This window comes from Luteimonas saliphila, from assembly GCF_016774335.1.
Classification (GTDB): domain Bacteria; phylum Pseudomonadota; class Gammaproteobacteria; order Xanthomonadales; family Xanthomonadaceae; genus Luteimonas; species Luteimonas saliphila.
Window position 1 is genome coordinate 32,537 of the sequence record NZ_JAETWA010000013.1, and the last position, 15,175, is coordinate 47,711.

The window sequence follows — 15,175 nt, forward strand, 5'->3', positions numbered from 1 at the left end:
GGGAGGCGACGATGAATCCGAGGATCCTGCTGGTCGAGGACGACCCCACCAGCCGCGCCTTCCTCCAGGCTGCGACCGAGGGCTTGCCGGCCGTGGTCGATCTGGCTGGTAGCGTGGCCGAGGCCCGCGTGCTCGCCACCCGCCACGCGCATGCGTTGTGGCTGATCGACGCCCACCTGCCCGACGGTAGCGGCAGCGAGTTGCTGCAGGACCTGCGCGAACGCGGACTGACCACGCCGGCGATCGCGCACACCGCCTCGCGCGACCGCACCGAACACGCCGCGCTGCTCGCCGCCGGCTTCGCCAGCACTCTCGCCAAACCGCTTCCGGCCGGCGCGTGGACGGACGCGCTGCGGCTTGCACTCGACGACGGATCGACCGCGCAAGTCGCCGCGGATGTCGAAACGCCCGTCGAAGCGCGCGACACGCCGGTATGGGACGAGGCGCAGGCGCTCGCGGCGCTCGCCGGCGATGCCGGGAATGTCGCGGCGCTGCGCGCGTTGTTCATCGCGGAGCTGCCTGCGACGCGCGACACGGTGGCGTCCGCCGCAGGCCTTGGTGACGACGACGCGCTGCGCGGCGCCCTACACCGGCTACGCGCCGGATGCGGTTTCGTGGGCGCGGCGCGGCTGGATGTAGCGGCTACACGGCTGCGGGACGCCCCTGCCTCGAATACGGCGCTGCAGGACTTCCTGGCCGCGGTTCAGGACACGCTGTCGTCGCCCTGACCGGGGCGACGGGCCGCCAGCCGCGCGAGGTCGGCCGCCAGCTCCCAGGATTTCAGCCCCCGTGGCCCCAGATGCTGGGACAGCACGTCGCGCATCGCGCGGCGCAGGCTGTCGAGATCCCCCGGGCCGGGCTTGCGATCGTCGCCCAGCGCGATCAACGCGCTGCCGGTGGCGTAGCGGCCTCGCGACTCCCCGACGCGTTCTCCCAGCACGCGCCGCGGCCCGTGCTCCGGGTCCAACCGGTAGCGCGCGGCCGGATCGATGTCGCCGCCGTCGCCGTCGCGCGCCCAGTCGAATCCGACCCCGAGCGCGTCCAGCAGGTCGCGTTCGAAACGGCGCAGCGTCCACGCCAGGTCGGCGGCATCGTGCAGCCGCGCGCGCACTTCTCCGTAAAGGGCGTAGAGCGCGGAATGCGGATCCTGCCGCGGCGCCAGGCGCAGTACCAGCTCGTTGACGTAGAACGCAGCGAGCGCGGCATGTCCCGGCAACGGCGGCGGTGCATCGAGTGCCTCCACCGACGTCAGCTGGGCGAGTTCACCGCGCTGCACGGCGTCGATGCGCACGTGCTGCAGCGGTTGCAGCGCAGCGAACTGGGCCTGTTTCCTCGGGCCGCGCACCCCGCGCGCCACCAGGCCGAGACGGCCATGCGATTCGCTGAGCAGGTCGACCAGCAGGCTGGTCTCGCGCCACGGCCGCGCGTGCAGGACGTAGCCGCGTTCGCCGGCGTAGCGCACGGTCAGACGTCGGCGAGCGCGGCGACGACCCGGGTTGCGGTCATCGGGCGGGCAGGAACCGCGGACGCATGCGAGCCGGGTACGCGATCAGCCACGACCCGCGGCGCCCCGGCACGATCCGTAGGTGCGGCGTGTCACCCGGACGGTAGCCTTCGAGCGGTGCGATCGCTTCGTGTCCCATCACCCCGCTCCGCGCGTGACCGGCGGTCAGTCGCCGTATCCGAGGCTGCGCAGCGCCGACTCGTCGTCCGACCAGCCCTCGCGCACGCGCACCCAGGTCTGCAGGAACACCTTGGCGTCGAACAACTGCTCCATGCGTTCGCGCGCGCGCTTGCCGATGTCGCGCAGGCGGGTGCCGCCCTTGCCGATCACGATCGCCTTCTGGCCCTCGCGCTCGACCCAGATCACCGCGCCGATGCGGTACATCACCCCGGCCTTCGGCGAAGGTTCCTCGGTGAACGACTCGATCTCCACCGTGGTGGCGTACGGCAGCTCGGCGCCGAGCTGGCGCATCAGCTGTTCGCGCACCAGTTCGCCGGCGAGGAAGCGCTGGCTGCGGTCGGTGAGTTCGTCCTCGCCGTACAGGGCCGGCTGCGCGGGCAGTTGCGCCAGCAGCGAGGCGACCAGCGGCTCCAGCCCCTGGCGCTTGAGCGCGGACACCGGATGCACCGCCGCGAAATCGCGTCCCTCGTTGACCCGCTGCAGGTAGGGCAGCAGGCTCGCCTTGTCGGCGATCCGGTCCACCTGGTTGACCACCAGCACCACCGGCAGGCCGCTCGCGCGCAAGGTGTCGTAGGCCAGGGTGTCCTCTTCGTCCCAGCGACCGGCCTCGACCACAAGCGCGGCCGCATCGACGCCTTCGATCGCGCCGCGCGCGGCGCGGTTGAGCACGCGATTGAGCGCGGTCGACGCCCGCTTGCCGTCGTCGCGGTGCAGGCCCGGCGTATCGACCAACACGATCTGGCCGCCGGGCACGGTGGCGATCCCGAGCAGGCGGTGGCGCGTGGTCTGCGGCCGGTTGGAGACGATGCTGAGGTTGGCGCCGACCAGCGCGTTGACCAGGGTCGACTTGCCGACGTTCGGCCGGCCGATGACCGCGACGTGCCCGGCCCGATGCGTTTGGTTGCTCATGCCGCATTGTCCGCGCGCGGACGGGGCGAGGGCAAATCCACCCGATTTCCCCGGCTCAGCCGGCGGGCAGCTGGCGCAGCACCACCTCCGCCGCGACCTGCTCCGCCGCGCGACGCGACCCGCCCTCTCCCTCGCCCGACATCGCCGGATCGGACAGCACGCAGCGGACCACGAACACGCGGGCATGCTCCTCGCCGGCCTCCGATTGCAGGACGTACTGCGGCAACGGCTTCTGCCGCGCCTGCAGCCACTCCTGCAGGCGGGTCTTGGGGTCCTTGCCGACCTTGCTGGCCGGGACCGCCGACACCGCCTCCTCGAACCAGGGCAGCACGATCCGGCGGCAGGTCTCGAAACCGGCGTCGAGGTAGATCGCGGCGATGATCGCTTCGAGGGCGTCGGACAGGATCGAATCGCGCCGATGCCCCCCCGACTTCATCTCGCCGGGTCCCAGCACCAGCCGCTCGCCGATCTCCAGCCGCCTGGCGACCGAAGCCAGGGAGGATTCGCGCACCAGTTCGGCGCGGGCGCGCGTGAGCGACCCCTCGTCGGCCTTCGGCCAGCGCGCGTACAGCGCCTCGGCGACGATCAGCCCGAGCAGCGCGTCGCCGAGGAACTCGAGCCGCTCGTTGTGCGGCGCGCCCGCGCTGCGGTGGGTGAGCGCCTGCGTCAGCAGCGCCGGATCGAAAAAGGCATGGCCGGCGAACTGGCCGGCGGCACCCTCAGTTGGCCTCACCGCTTCGGATCAGGTTCTGCGTCGCATTGAACCGACCGACCACGTCCAGATTGGCGACCAGAGGCGTACGTACTTCGTACTTCACATCCATCTGCCATCCGCCGTCGATGCGCGTGAGCTTGACGTGCTCCTGCTTGACGTTCTTCGAATAACTCACGTACAGGCGACGGAAGAACAGATCGTTGATCCGCCTCGGCTCGTAGCTGCCGACGCCAGGCTCCGCAGCCAGTCCTTTCAATGCCGACTTCACTCCGTAGTACTCGGAGTACATGGGGAACAACTTGATGGCGATATAGATGAAGAAACCCACCACCGCCGCGACGATGATGAACCCCAACAGCGTGATGCCGTCCTGCTTGCGACGCGTCTTCATGTCTCGATCCCCCGTTGGTCCCGTTGTCGCCGGCCCCGCGTTGACAGCTCCGCCCGGCCCTACGGAATGCTGCCGCCGATCCGGCCCCAGTCGACCCAGCCCGGCGCGCTGGAGTCGAGGTTCATCCACACCAGGAACGCCTTCCCGCGCAGCTGGCTCTCCGGCAGCGTACCCCAAAACCGGCTGTCGTCGCTGCGGTCGCGGTTGTCGCCCATCACGAAATACTCGCCCGCCGGCACGCGCCATTCGCCCTCGCCCGGGTCGAAGCCGCCGGGGCGCCGGGTCTCGAGGACTTGGTGGGTGCGCCCGGGCATGGTTTCATCGATCAGCCCGGCGCCGGTCATCTCGCGACCGCGGCCGACGCCGACGTATTCGCGCGGCGGGCCGTAGGCGAACGGTTCGCCGTTCACGTAGACCGTGTTGTCGCGGTAGGCCACGAGGTCTCCCGGCAGCCCGACCACGCGCTTGATCCAGTCCTGGTCGGGATGGTGCGGCGGCCGGAACACCACCACGTCGCCCCGCTGCGGCTCGCCCAGCGCGATCACCTTGCGGTTGTTGATCGGAAGGCGGATGCCGTAGGTGAACTTGTTGACCAGGATGAAGTCGCCGACCAGCAGCGTCGGCATCATCGAACTGGACGGGATCCGGAACGGCTCGGCGATGAAGCTGCGCAGGATCAGGACGAAGAACAGCACGGGAAAGAACGCCCGCGCGTAGTCGACGACGACCGGTTCCTTCTCCTCCAGCAATCCGCCGCGTCGTGCGCGGCGCTTGGCGAACAGCAGCCTGTCCAGCAGCCAGGTGATGCCCGTGGCGAAGGTCAGGACGACCAGCGCGACCTCGAACCATTTCATCATGTCACGCCATCCCCTACTTGTTGTCCACCTGCAGCACCGCCAGGAACGCTTCCTGCGGGATCTCCACCCGGCCCACCTGCTTCATCCGCTTCTTGCCTTCCTTCTGCTTCTCCAGCAGCTTCTTCTTGCGGCTGATGTCGCCGCCGTAGCACTTGGCCAGCACGTTCTTGCGCAGCGCCTTGACCGTGGTGCGGGCGATGACCTGGGAACCGATCGCCGCCTGGATCGCCACGTCGAACTGCTGGCGCGGGATCAGCTCCTTCATCCGCTCGGTCAGTTCGCGACCGCGACGGTCGGCGTGGGTGCGGTGGACGATGATCGAGAGCGCATCGACCTTGTCGCCGTTGATCAGCGTGTCCACGCGCACGAACGGGCCGGCGTCGAAGCGCAGGAAGTGGTAGTCGAGCGAGGCGTAGCCGCGGCTGACCGACTTGAGCCGGTCGAAGAAATCGAGCACCACCTCGGCCATCGGCAGTTCGTAGCTGATCTGCACCTGGCTGCCGAGGTACTGCAGGCCGATCTGGCTGCCGCGCTTCTCCTCGCACAGCGTGATCACGTTGCCGACGTAGTCGGGCGGGGTCAGGATGTTGGCGCGGATGATCGGCTCGCGGATCTCCTCGACCTTGTTCACCGGCGGCAGCTTGGCCGGGTTGTCGAGCGGCATCACCTCGCCGTCGGTCAGCAGCACCTCGTAGACCACGGTCGGCGCGGTGCTGATGAGGTTGAGGTCGTACTCGCGTTCGAGCCGTTCCTGCACGATCTCCATGTGCAGCATGCCGAGGAAGCCGCAGCGGAAACCGAAGCCCATCGCCTCGGAGCTCTCCGGTTCGAAGCGCAGCGCGGCGTCGTTGAGGCGCAGCTTGTCCAGCGCTTCGCGCAGATCCGGGTAGTCCTCGGCATCGACCGGGAACAGGCCCGCGAACACGCGAGGCTGCATCTCCTGGAAACCAGGCAACGGCTTCGCCGCCGGGTCGGCGGCCAGGGTCAGCGTGTCGCCGACCGGCGCGCCGTGCACGTCCTTGATGCTGGCGGTGATCCAGCCCACCTCGCCGGCGCCGAGCTTCTTGAGCGCCTTGCGCTTGGGCGTGAACACGCCGACGTTGTCGATCTGGTGGGTGCGTCCGGTCGACATCACCAGCATCTTCTGCCCCGGCACGATCTCGCCCTGCATCACCCGCACCAGCGACACCACGCCCAGGTAGTTGTCGAACCACGAGTCGATGATCAGCGCCTGCAGCTTGTCGGTGTCGCGCGGCCGCGGCGGCGGGATGCGGTGCACGATCGCCTCGAGCACCTGTTCGACGTTGAGCCCGGTCTTGGCGCTGACCGCGACCGCGTCCGAGGCATCGATGCCGATCACCGCCTCGATCTCGGCCTTGGCCTTCTCGATGTCGGCGGTGGGCAGGTCGATCTTGTTGAGCACCGGCACCACTTCCAGGCCCTGCTCGACCGCGGTGTAGCAGTTGGCGACCGACTGCGCCTCCACGCCCTGGGCGGCGTCGACCACCAGCAGCGCGCCTTCGCAGGCGGCCAGCGAGCGGCTGACCTCGTAGCTGAAGTCGACGTGCCCGGGGGTGTCGATGAAATTGAGCTGGTAGGTGTTGCCGTCGGCCGCGGTGTACGGCAGCGACACCGACTGCGCCTTGATCGTGATCCCGCGCTCGCGCTCGATCGGGTTCGAGTCGAGCACCTGCGCCTCCATCTCGCGCGCCTCGAGCCCGCCGCAGAGCTGGATGATGCGGTCGGCCAGGGTCGACTTGCCGTGGTCGACGTGGGCGATGATGGAAAAGTTGCGGATCAGCCGCATCGGGTCGGACATGGGGAGGCGGCGGCCGCAGGGTCGTCAGGACAACGTGGGATTATCGCATAGGGCGAACCCCGGTCCGCCGCTCGGCGCGGCCCGCGCACGGCCTGCGGCGCGGGCCCGGGGCACGCCCCGGATCGGAAGATCTGCCGCCACGCAGGCGTCGAGCCCGATGCCCTCGCTACCCCGCCGGCAGGTCGAAACGCGCCGGAGGTCAGTCGTCCGCGTCGGGGGTGATCGCGACAAAGCGGCTGCCGCCACCGCGGCTGCGCACCAGCAGCATGACCGTCTGGCCCGGCTTCACATCGCGCAGTTCGCGCGCCAGCGCGGCGGCACTGCCCACCGGCGTGCGGCCGACACGCAGCACCACGTCGCCCGGCGACAGCCCCGCTTCGCGCGCGGCCATGCCCTCGACGCGCGTGATGGCGACGCCTTCCCTCGCATCCAGGCCAAGCTGGCGCCGCTGCGCGTCTGTGAGGTCCTGGGTGACCAGTCCCAGGGCATTCGCGTTGCCCGCCGGCGCGCCGGCGGAGGGCGCGCCCGGCCGCAGCGCGTCGCCGCCGGCCACCGCGCCCTCGTCGAGTTCGCTCAGGGTCACGTCGAACGTACGCTCGCGACCGTCCCGGAGCACGCCGATCTTCATCTTCGTACCCGGCACCTTGTTGCCCACGATCGGCGGCAGGTCGCTGGGCTGGCGGATCGCGATGCCATCGGCGCTGCGGATCACATCGCCCGGCTCGATGCCGGCCTTCTCGGCGGGGCTGCCCGGCACCACCTCGCTGACAAGCGCACCGAGCGTATCGGGCAAGCCGAAGCCACGCGCCTGTTCGGACGTGATGCCGCTGGCCTGGAACTGCACGCCGAGTTGCCCACGCTGCACGCGCCCGGTCTTCTTCAACTGATCGACCACGTTCATCGCCACGTCGATCGGGATCGCGAAGCTCACGCCCATGTAGCCGCCGGAGTTGCTGAAGATCTGCGAGTTGATGCCGATCACCTCGCCGCTCGTGTTGAGCAGCGGGCCGCCGGAGTTGCCCTGGTTGATGGCGACATCGGTCTGGATGAAGGGCACGTACTGCTGGTTGGCGTAGGGGTTGCTGCGGCCGACCGCGCTGACGATGCCCGCGGTGACCGACTGCTCGAGCCCGAACGGCGAGCCGATCGCCACCGCCCATTGCCCCGGCTTGACCGCCGCGCCGTTGGCGGTGCGCAGCACCGGCAGGCCCCTGCCGTCGATCTTGAGCAGCGCCACGTCGGACCGCTCGTCGCTGCCGACCACTTTGGCGGTGAATTCGCGGCGGTCGCTGAGCGTCACCTTGACCTCGTCGGCCCGGTCGATGACGTGGTGGTTGGTCAGCACGTAGCCGTCGTCCGAGATCAGGAAGCCCGTGCCCATCGCGCGACCACGCGGTACCGGGCCCTGACCGCCGGGGCCGGGCATCTGGAAACCGGGGCCGAAGAAACGGCGGAAGATCTCGGGGATCTGGTCCTCGCCGGGAACGACGTCGTCCGGCGACTGTTGCGCGTTGCCACGCGCACCGGCGCGTCGGCCCGTGGTGGTGTCGATCTTCACCACCGCCGGGCCGACCTGTTCGACCAGCCGGGTGAAATCCGGCAGGCCGCTGACCAGCGGCGCGGCCGGCACCGCGGTCGGCTGCCCGGCGAGCGGCACGGCCGCGGCCTGCGGCTCGGGAGACGGCTGGGCGGTGGCGATCGGCAGCACCAGTGCGGTGGTCGCGGCCGAGGTGAGCAGGATCAGGGCGAAGGCGTAAAGCGGGGTTTTCATCGGGACGAAGCGCTCGACAAAGACAGGAAGGGAAAACCGGGCAGGCGCGGGGATCGCGGCCGCGGACGCAGCGACTCCGTCGCCAGGGCGATCAAGGTTGCGCCGTGGGCGTGCCGGACGGCTCAGGCGACTCGGTCGCCGGCCAGGGCGCACTGCGATGGCCGGGCATGAACGGTTCGAATTCCTGCTCGCGCGGCGCCAAGCCACCGCCCGCCACCGTGTAGGCGGCGCTGGTCGACGGCAGCAGCGAACGCGGCCACGGGCGCGCGCTGGCGGTCTGCGGCATGGCGAAGGGATCGCCTGCGGGCGCGAGGTCTCCGGGCAACAGGATCGACCCCGGCACGCTCTCGTCGTTGGCCGCGACCGCGACCGGCGCGGGCAGGTCGCTCGCCGCCTGCACGCGACCGGAGGTCGGCCGGGGCTGCGTGCGTGCGCGCCGCTCGGAAACGCGCCGCGGCACCTCGGCCGCGGCCAGCGCGGTGGCGGCGAGTGCGGCCGAAGCGTCCCGCAGCGGAGTGGCGGGCGCTGCGGGCACTTCCGCATCGGCCATCGCAGGGGCCGCTGCCGGCTGCACGGCCGGCAGCGCGATCGAAGGAGGTGGCGTGGAGGCTTCCGCGACCAGCGGGGCCGCGGCGCCCTCCTGGTGCAACTCGTCCGGTTCCGGCAACTGGCGGGTGGCGAAGACCGCGAGCAACGCGACCGAGGCCGCGATCGCGGCGCCCCCGCCCCAGCGGGCGAACCTGGGACGGCCGCCACGCGTCGCGGCTGCGATCTCGACCGACACCGTGGAACCCGCGGCCAGGGCCAGCGCCACGCGCTGGGCGAAATCGCCCGGCAACAGGTCGTTGTGTCGGCCACGCAGCACGTCGCCACCGACCTGCCAGCGCTCCCAGCACGCCGCCAGCTCGGTATCGTGCTGCAGCCTGCGCAGCATGAACTTGGCCTCGTCGGGCGAGAGCTCGCCGTCGAGCATCGCCGACAGCTGCTGGCGGTGGTACACGAACAGCTTGTCCGGGTCCGGGCCGATGTGCAGGGCTTCGTTGTCGTCGACGGGGTTCATCGTGCCGCACGCTCCGTTCTGGTGTCGCTGTCCAACAGGGGTTTCATCTCCTGGTCGATCGCCTCGCGCGCCCGGAAGATGCGCGAGCGCACCGTGCCGATCGGGCAATCCATGCGCTGGGCGATCTCCTCGTAGCTCAGGCCGTCGACCTCGCGCAGCGTGATCGCCAGCCGCAACTCCTCGGGCAGTGCTTCGACCGCACGCATGACGGTTTGTTCCAGCTGCTGGCGCATCAGTTCACGCTCCGGCGTATCGCCGTCGCGCAGGCGGATGCCGGAATCGAACTGCTCGGCATCCTCGATGTCGATGTCGCCGCCGGGGGGACGGCGATGGCTGGCGACGAGATGGTTCTTGGCGGTGTTCACGGCGATCCGGTGCAGCCAGGTATAGAACTGGGCGTCGCCGCGGAAATTCCCGATCGCGCGATAGGCGCGGATGAAGGTCTCCTGGGCGACGTCCTGGACTTCGCTCCAGTCGCCGACATAGCGGCCGATCAGCGCCGCGATCCGGTGCTGGTACTTGCGCACCAGCAGGTCGAAGGCCGCGCTGTCGCCGCGCTGCACGCGCTTGACCAGCTCGAGGTCCAGTTGTTGGGTGTCGATCTCGGCCATCGGGCCCGGCGCTCCTGTCGCCCGGCCTTCCGACCGGGAGCTGTGACCTGTTGCAGGGGTGGAAGTTCCGTCCCCGAGTCTGTCCGATCTGGGGCCAGGCGGCCCATGCCGCAAGCCATGCCGCCTCCGCGGCCGCGTTCCGCCCTTCAGGGGGCGTTGCCGGGGCGCCGATTTGACGGCGGCGAAACAAGCCCGGGATCATAAAGGGCTTCCCATACGTTAACGGATGGTCCCGCATGATCGCTGGCCTCGATGGACTGCGCTTCAGCCACTGGCAGGTCGAGCTGCGCCCGGATGGCGTGCTGGTGCTGTCGTTCGACCGCGAGGGCGAGTCGGTCAACACCTTCGCCCAGGACGTGCTGCTCGAGCTGGACGGCCTGCTGGAACGGCTTGCGCTGGAGCCGCCCCGGGGCCTGGTGCTGCGTTCGGCCAAGCAGAAGGGGTTCATCGCCGGCGCCGACATCCGCGAGTTCGCGGAGTTCGACCGCAGGGGCACGATCGGCGATTCGATCCGCCGCGGCCAGCAGGTCTTCCAGCGCCTGGCCGAGTTGCCCTGCCCCACGGTCTCGGCGATCCACGGCTTCTGCATGGGCGGCGGCACCGAGATCTCGCTGGCCTGCGACTACCGCATCGCCAGCAACGATCCTTCGACCCGGATCGGCCTGCCCGAGGTGAAGCTGGGCATCTATCCCGGCTGGGGCGGCAGTGTGCGCCTGCCGCGCCTGGTCGGCGCGCCGGCGGCGATGGACGTGATGCTCACCGGGCGCACGCTGTCGGCGTCGTCCGCGCGGGCGATGGGCCTGGTCGACAAGGTGGTCGAGCCGGCGCTGCTGCTGGACGAGGCGGTCAAGCTCGCGCTCGAAGGCCGGCAGCGTCCGTTCAAGCAGCGCTTCCTCGGCTGGATCACCAATACCTGGCCCGTGCGGCAGGTGCTGGCGCCGGTGCTGGTCAAGCAGGTCGCGCGCAAGGCCCGCAAGGAGCACTATCCGGCGCCGTACGCGCTGATCGAGACCTGGCGGCGCAGCGGCGGCGGGATCCAGTCGCGGCTCTCGGCCGAGCGCAGGTCGGTGGTGAAGCTGGCCGGCACGCCGACCGCGCGCAACCTCACCCGCGTGTTCTTCCTGCAGGAACGGCTCAAGGGGCTCGGCGGGAAGGAACCGCATGGCATCGCCCACGTGCACGTGGTCGGCGCCGGGGTGATGGGCGGCGACATCGCCGCGTGGTCGGCCTACAAGGGCTTCCGGGTGACGCTGCAGGACCGCGAGCAGAAGTACATCGACGGCGCGCTGGCGCGCGCGCAGGACCTGTTCGCGAAGAAGGTCAGGGACGAGGCGAAGCGGCCCGAAGTCGCCGCGCGGCTGAAGTCCGACCTCGCCGGCGATGGCGTCCGCGAGGCCGACCTGGTGATCGAGGCGATCATCGAGCAGGCCGAGGCCAAGCGCGAGCTGTACGCCACCGTCGAACCGCGGCTCAAGACCGACGCGCTGCTGACCACCAACACCTCCTCCATTCCGCTCGAAGAACTGACCGGCGATCTCGCGCGACCTGCACAGTTCGCCGGCCTGCACTACTTCAACCCGGTGGCGCTGATGCCGCTGGTGGAGATCGTGCGCCACGACGCCATGGCCGCGACCACCGAGCAGCGCCTGGCCGCGTTCTGCAAGGCGCTCGACAAGCTGCCGGTGCCGGTCGCCGGCACGCCGGGCTTCCTGGTCAACCGGCTGCTGTTCCCGTACATGCTGGAAGCCGCGCTCGCGTATTCCGAGGGCATCCCGGGACCGGTCATCGACAGGGCCGCGGTGAAGTACGGCATGCCGATGGGGCCGATCGAGCTGATCGACACCGTCGGGCTGGACGTCGCCTACGGCGTCGGCCAGGAGCTCGCGCCGTTCCTCGGGCTGTCGATCCCGCCGGCGCTGGCCACACCGCCCGAACAGGGCAAGCGCGGCAAGAAGGACGGCCAGGGCCTGTACGCCTGGGAAGACGGCAAGCCGAAGAAGCCCGAGGTCGCCAAGGACTACAAGGCGCCCGACGACCTGGAGGACCGCCTCATCCTGCCGCTGCTCAACGAGGCGGTGGCCGCGCTTCACGACGGCGTGGTCGAGGATGCGGACCTGCTCGACGCCGGCGTGATCTTCGGCACCGGCTACGCGCCGTTCCGCGGCGGCCCGATCCAGACCATCCGCGAAACCGGCGCCGACGTCCTGCTTGGACGGCTCATGGCCCTGCAGGCGAAGTACGGCGATCGCTTCGCGCCGCGCCCGGGCTGGGACAACCCGGCGTTGCGGCAACCGGACTGACCTCGTCGCGCCCGGGCAGATTCACTCGGGTGGCGACTTGCGCGGTGACTGCCAGCCATCGATGTCCAGCGCCGCAAGCGCCTGCACGAGTGCCGCACGCTGGGCTTCGATCCCGTCGGGGCCGTCGTAAGGCAATACCGTCCAGGTCTCGCCGGCATGCATCGATTCGGCTGGCGCCAGCGTGCGCATCGGCGCGTGCACTTCCAGTTCCAGCAGTCCCGCGTCGGGATCGCCGTGATGCCAGTCGAGGTAGAGTTCGACCTGGCCATGTTCGGGATCGATGGCCTCGTCCGGCTGCCGCCCGAAACGGATCAGCAACAGTTGCCCTGCGTTGAAGCCGGCGATCCAGCCCGCGGAGGGCGCGATGAAGATCTTGCCGCGCCGTCCGGTCTTGCCCTGCGGCGGCGGATCGAGCTGCAGCGAGTACAGGCCATCCTCCCACCAGGCGACCGGACCTGCGTACGCCTCGGTCTCGTCGGCGCGCAGCCGCGCGTCGCCCGGTGTCGCCACCGGCACGAACACCCGGCTGCCGGCAGGCAGGCGGGTGTTGAACCAGAGATCGCGGCGCACCTCGCGATCGCGGACGTTGACCGCTTCGGCCGACAGTTCGAGCGTCGCGGGCGACTGGCCGGACAGGCGGAAGGCCTGCGTCGCCCGCAGCCCGCTCACCGGGCTGGGCATGCCCTCCAGCACCAGCCGGTCCGCAGCCCGTTCGACGATGCGGTTGCGTGCGTTCGCCAGCCACGGGTCCGGCGGCCACTGCGCGGCGGCGGCGCGGCGCTGCGGGTTGACGTCCTGGTCGAGCCACCAGCCCGACTGCGGGCCGGTCCAGAGCTCGTGGCCCATGTAGGGGATGTTCTCGCCGTCCGCTGCGGGGACCGGGTCGGGCACGGCATCGACCGCCGCGCCCACCTTCAGCAGGTTCGGACGGCCGGGCAGCGACACATGCACGATGCGCCCGCCCAGGGCCGGCGCGATTTCGACCTGCAGGTGCCCATCATCCAACTGCACCCGCCCGACGCCGGCCACCACGAAGGCTGGAGCGAGGAGCGACGCCGCCAGCAGCCCGGCGACCGGAAGACGCAGGCCCATCGCCCTCACATCGTGTGCGTGGGCTTGTCCGCGCTCAGCGTGCCCGCGAGCAGGGTCTCGATCCGGTTCTTCGCCGCCTCGCCTTCCGGCGTGTCGGCGAACTGCACGCCGACGCCGGCGGTGCGGGCGCCCTGCGCACCGGTGGGCGTCACCCAGACCACCTTGCCGGCCACCGGAAGGCGGTCGCTGGATTCGGGCAGGGTCAGCAGCAGGAACACCTCGTCGCCGAGGAAATAGCGCTTGGGCGTGGGTACGAAGATGCCGCCGTACTTCAGGTACGGCATGTACGCGCCGTACAACTGGGTCTTGTCCTTCAGCGTCAGCGACAGGATGCCCTGCCGTGCGCCACCCGCGGTGCTGCTCATCGGTGAGTCCTCGATCCCGTCCCGGCGCGCTGCGCTGCGGGGCCACGCCATGCCAGCAGCAGTTCCGCGACCGCGAGGTCCGCGCGCACCGTGGTGCGCAGCAGGTCGCGGGTGCGGTTGGCCGCATCGAACCACTGCGCCAGCTTCCGGATTCGCGCCGGATCGGTCAACCCCGCGGCCTCGGCCAGTGCCAGGTCGGCGGCGTGGCGCAGCCGCAGCGCCGCGTCCTCGTCGGCGACCCAGCGTTGCGCGGTTTCGATCGGCGCCGCATCGCCGCGCGCGAGCTTGGCCAGATCCCCGGCCACGTCCTTGCGCAACTGCATACCGCCATCGCGCAGCCAGCTGTCGGCGAGGCCGGGATGGCCACGCGCGGCATCCAGCGCTTCCGCGGCGGCCTTGTCGACGTGTCCGGCCGCGCGCAGCCACGCCAGTGCTTCGTCGCGCGGCGGCAAGCGCAGTTCCAGCCGCTGGCAGCGGCTGCGGATGGTCGCGGGCAGGCGCGCCGGGTTGGACGCCACCAGCCACAGGTAACGGCCGGGCTGCGGCTCTTCCAGGGTCTTGAGCAGGGCGTTCGCGGCCGAGGCGTTGAGCGCATCGGCCGGATCGACGATCGCCACCTGCGCGCCGCCGTACTGCGGCGTCAGCGACAGCTTCTCCGAAAGTTCGCGGATCTGTTCGATCACGATCTCGGTGCGCAGCTTCGTGCCTTCGCGGTTGGGTTGCAGGGTCACGAGATGGAAGTCGGGATGGGTGCCGGCCGCGATCAGGTGCGCCGCGCGTGGCTCGTGCGCATCGAGCAGGTGTGCCGCGAGCCGCTCGGCGACCGCGCGCTTGCCGAGCCGGGCCGGGCCGCAGACCAGCAGCGCGTGGCCGAGCCGGCCGTCGGCGAGCGACGCCAGCGCCTGGTCGTGCGCGCGCTGCTGCCAGGGGGCCAGGGCATCGTTCATGCCTGCTCCCGCCATGCCCGCCACTGACGCACCGCCTCGGCGGCCACCTCGGCGGCCGCCTGCGAGGCGTCGATGACGCGGAAGCGACCCGGTTCGGCGGCCGCGCGCGCGCGATACGTCGCCCGCACGCGCTCGAAGAACTCGTCGCGCTCGGATTCGATCCGGTCGGGCACCAGGTCGCGGCCGCGCGTACGTTCGCGCCCGCGCGCCACGTCGATGTCGAGCAGCAGGGTCAGTCCCGGCTGCAGGCCGACCACGCGCCGCTCCAGCTCCGCGATCCAGGCGGCGTCGAGGCCGCGGCCACCGCCCTGGTAGGCGTAGCTGGAATCGGTGAAGCGGTCGCACAACACCCATGCGCCGCGCGCCAGCGCCGGCGCGATCGTCTCGTGCACGTGCTGCGCGCGGGCGGCGAACATCAGCAGCAGCTCCGCCTCGGCCGACGGCGCCTCGTGCGCGGGATCCAGCAGCAGACCGCGGATCCGCTCCGCCAGCGGCGTGCCGCCGGGCTCGCGGGTCGCCACCACCTCGTCGCCGCCCTCGCGCAGGGCCTCGCGCAGGGCGTTGAGCACCGTGGTCTTGCCGGCGCCCTCGCCGCCCTCCAGCGAGACGAAGCGCGGATGAGGCGTCACGCCTGGCCGTTGCCCGATCGGCGGC

Annotated in this window: 15 protein-coding genes; 2 read left to right on the forward strand and 13 right to left on the reverse strand. The window is 70.7% G+C overall.

Going from position 1 to position 15,175, the window contains the following annotated elements; genetic code table 11:
* The first annotated feature begins 11 nt into the window (after positions 1 to 11).
* Positions 12 to 728 (forward strand): response regulator, encoded by a 717-nt coding sequence (locus JMO03_RS02560; RefSeq protein WP_238345838.1) that lies wholly within the window; start codon positions 12 to 14, stop codon positions 726 to 728.
* On the opposite strand, the gene recO is transcribed toward JMO03_RS02560, so the two are convergent.
* The 9 genes from recO to rpoE all read right to left on the reverse strand — a co-directional run bounded on the left by recO (position 704) and on the right by rpoE (position 9,817).
* Positions 704 to 1,462 (reverse strand): DNA repair protein RecO, encoded by a 759-nt coding sequence (gene recO, locus JMO03_RS02565; protein ID WP_202839924.1) that lies wholly within the window; start codon positions 1,460 to 1,462, stop codon positions 704 to 706. The genes JMO03_RS02560 and recO overlap by 25 nt on opposite strands.
* 207 nt (positions 1,463 to 1,669) lie before the next feature.
* Complete coding sequence (gene era / locus JMO03_RS02570) at positions 1,670 to 2,593, reverse strand: GTPase Era (protein WP_202839926.1); 924 nt, start codon at positions 2,591 to 2,593, stop codon at positions 1,670 to 1,672.
* Positions 2,594 to 2,648: 55 nt separating this feature from the next.
* Positions 2,649 to 3,326: a ribonuclease III gene (gene rnc, locus JMO03_RS02575; RefSeq protein ID WP_202839928.1), complete on the reverse strand. Its 678-nt coding sequence runs from the start codon at positions 3,324 to 3,326 to the stop codon at positions 2,649 to 2,651.
* A complete protein-coding gene (locus JMO03_RS02580; protein ID WP_202839931.1) occupies positions 3,313 to 3,699 on the reverse strand; it encodes a DUF4845 domain-containing protein in 387 nt (128 codons plus the stop codon). The genes rnc and JMO03_RS02580 overlap by 14 nt, the downstream gene beginning before the upstream one ends.
* A 59-nt stretch (positions 3,700 to 3,758) precedes the next feature.
* Positions 3,759 to 4,553, reverse strand: coding sequence for a signal peptidase I (gene lepB, locus JMO03_RS02585; protein ID WP_202840084.1), 795 nt, complete (start codon positions 4,551 to 4,553; stop codon positions 3,759 to 3,761).
* A gap of 16 nt (positions 4,554 to 4,569) precedes the next feature.
* The gene (lepA, locus tag JMO03_RS02590; protein WP_202840086.1) at positions 4,570 to 6,363 is read right to left on the reverse strand and encodes a translation elongation factor 4; all 1,794 of its coding nucleotides are present in this window, start codon (positions 6,361 to 6,363) and stop codon (positions 4,570 to 4,572) included.
* Between the two features lie 211 nt (positions 6,364 to 6,574).
* Entirely contained in the window at positions 6,575 to 8,146 is a 1,572-nt protein-coding gene (locus JMO03_RS02595; RefSeq protein ID WP_202839933.1) for a Do family serine endopeptidase, read from the reverse strand.
* A gap of 91 nt (positions 8,147 to 8,237) precedes the next feature.
* A complete protein-coding gene (locus JMO03_RS02600) occupies positions 8,238 to 9,206 on the reverse strand; it encodes an RseA family anti-sigma factor (RefSeq protein WP_202839936.1) in 969 nt (322 codons plus the stop codon).
* Positions 9,203 to 9,817 (reverse strand): RNA polymerase sigma factor RpoE, encoded by a 615-nt coding sequence (gene rpoE, locus JMO03_RS02605; protein ID WP_202839937.1) that lies wholly within the window; start codon positions 9,815 to 9,817, stop codon positions 9,203 to 9,205. The genes JMO03_RS02600 and rpoE overlap by 4 nt, the downstream gene beginning before the upstream one ends.
* 236 nt (positions 9,818 to 10,053) lie before the next feature.
* Here rpoE and JMO03_RS02610 point away from each other — a divergent pair, with 236 nt between their 5' ends.
* Entirely contained in the window at positions 10,054 to 12,117 is a 2,064-nt protein-coding gene (locus JMO03_RS02610; RefSeq protein WP_202839939.1) for a 3-hydroxyacyl-CoA dehydrogenase NAD-binding domain-containing protein, read from the forward strand.
* A 21-nt stretch (positions 12,118 to 12,138) separates the two neighbouring features.
* Here the strand turns inward: JMO03_RS02610 and JMO03_RS02615 are convergent, their stop codons facing one another.
* From JMO03_RS02615 to tmk, 4 genes are read right to left on the reverse strand one after another with little or no spacing between them, the layout of a single operon-like run.
* A complete protein-coding gene (locus JMO03_RS02615) occupies positions 12,139 to 13,209 on the reverse strand; it encodes a DUF4380 domain-containing protein (RefSeq protein ID WP_202839941.1) in 1,071 nt (356 codons plus the stop codon).
* 5 nt (positions 13,210 to 13,214) lie between these two features.
* Entirely contained in the window at positions 13,215 to 13,574 is a 360-nt protein-coding gene (locus JMO03_RS02620) for a PilZ domain-containing protein (RefSeq protein WP_202839950.1), read from the reverse strand.
* Positions 13,571 to 14,521, reverse strand: coding sequence for a DNA polymerase III subunit delta' (locus tag JMO03_RS02625; protein ID WP_202839951.1), 951 nt, complete (start codon positions 14,519 to 14,521; stop codon positions 13,571 to 13,573). The genes JMO03_RS02620 and JMO03_RS02625 overlap by 4 nt, the downstream gene beginning before the upstream one ends.
* On the reverse strand, positions 14,518 to 15,150 hold the full coding sequence (tmk, locus tag JMO03_RS02630) for a dTMP kinase (RefSeq protein ID WP_337926346.1): 633 nt from the start codon (positions 15,148 to 15,150) through the stop codon (positions 14,518 to 14,520). Before tmk ends, JMO03_RS02625 begins: the two co-directional genes overlap by 4 nt.
* Positions 15,151 to 15,175 lie beyond the last annotated feature (25 nt).

Excerpts from the sequence above, each read along its gene's own strand:
- JMO03_RS02615 (WP_202839941.1), bottom strand. The coding sequence starts at position 13,209 with ATGGGCCTGCGTCTTCCGGTCGCCGGGCTGCTGGCGGCGTCGCTCCTC.
- lepB (WP_202840084.1), bottom strand. The coding sequence starts at position 4,553 with ATGAAATGGTTCGAGGTCGCGCTGGTCGTCCTGACCTTCGCCACGGGC.
- lepA (WP_202840086.1), bottom strand. The coding sequence starts at position 6,363 with ATGCGGCTGATCCGCAACTTTTCCATCATCGCCCACGTCGACCACGGC.
- JMO03_RS02580 (WP_202839931.1), bottom strand. The coding sequence starts at position 3,699 with ATGAAGACGCGTCGCAAGCAGGACGGCATCACGCTGTTGGGGTTCATC.
- era (WP_202839926.1), bottom strand. The coding sequence starts at position 2,593 with ATGAGCAACCAAACGCATCGGGCCGGGCACGTCGCGGTCATCGGCCGG.
- JMO03_RS02620 (WP_202839950.1), bottom strand. The coding sequence starts at position 13,574 with ATGAGCAGCACCGCGGGTGGCGCACGGCAGGGCATCCTGTCGCTGACG.
- JMO03_RS02625 (WP_202839951.1), bottom strand. The coding sequence starts at position 14,521 with ATGAACGATGCCCTGGCCCCCTGGCAGCAGCGCGCGCACGACCAGGCG.
- rpoE (WP_202839937.1), bottom strand. The coding sequence starts at position 9,817 with ATGGCCGAGATCGACACCCAACAACTGGACCTCGAGCTGGTCAAGCGC.
- JMO03_RS02560 (WP_238345838.1), top strand. The coding sequence starts at position 12 with ATGAATCCGAGGATCCTGCTGGTCGAGGACGACCCCACCAGCCGCGCC.
- JMO03_RS02595 (WP_202839933.1), bottom strand. The coding sequence starts at position 8,146 with ATGAAAACCCCGCTTTACGCCTTCGCCCTGATCCTGCTCACCTCGGCC.
- JMO03_RS02610 (WP_202839939.1), top strand. The coding sequence starts at position 10,054 with ATGATCGCTGGCCTCGATGGACTGCGCTTCAGCCACTGGCAGGTCGAG.
- JMO03_RS02600 (WP_202839936.1), bottom strand. The coding sequence starts at position 9,206 with ATGAACCCCGTCGACGACAACGAAGCCCTGCACATCGGCCCGGACCCG.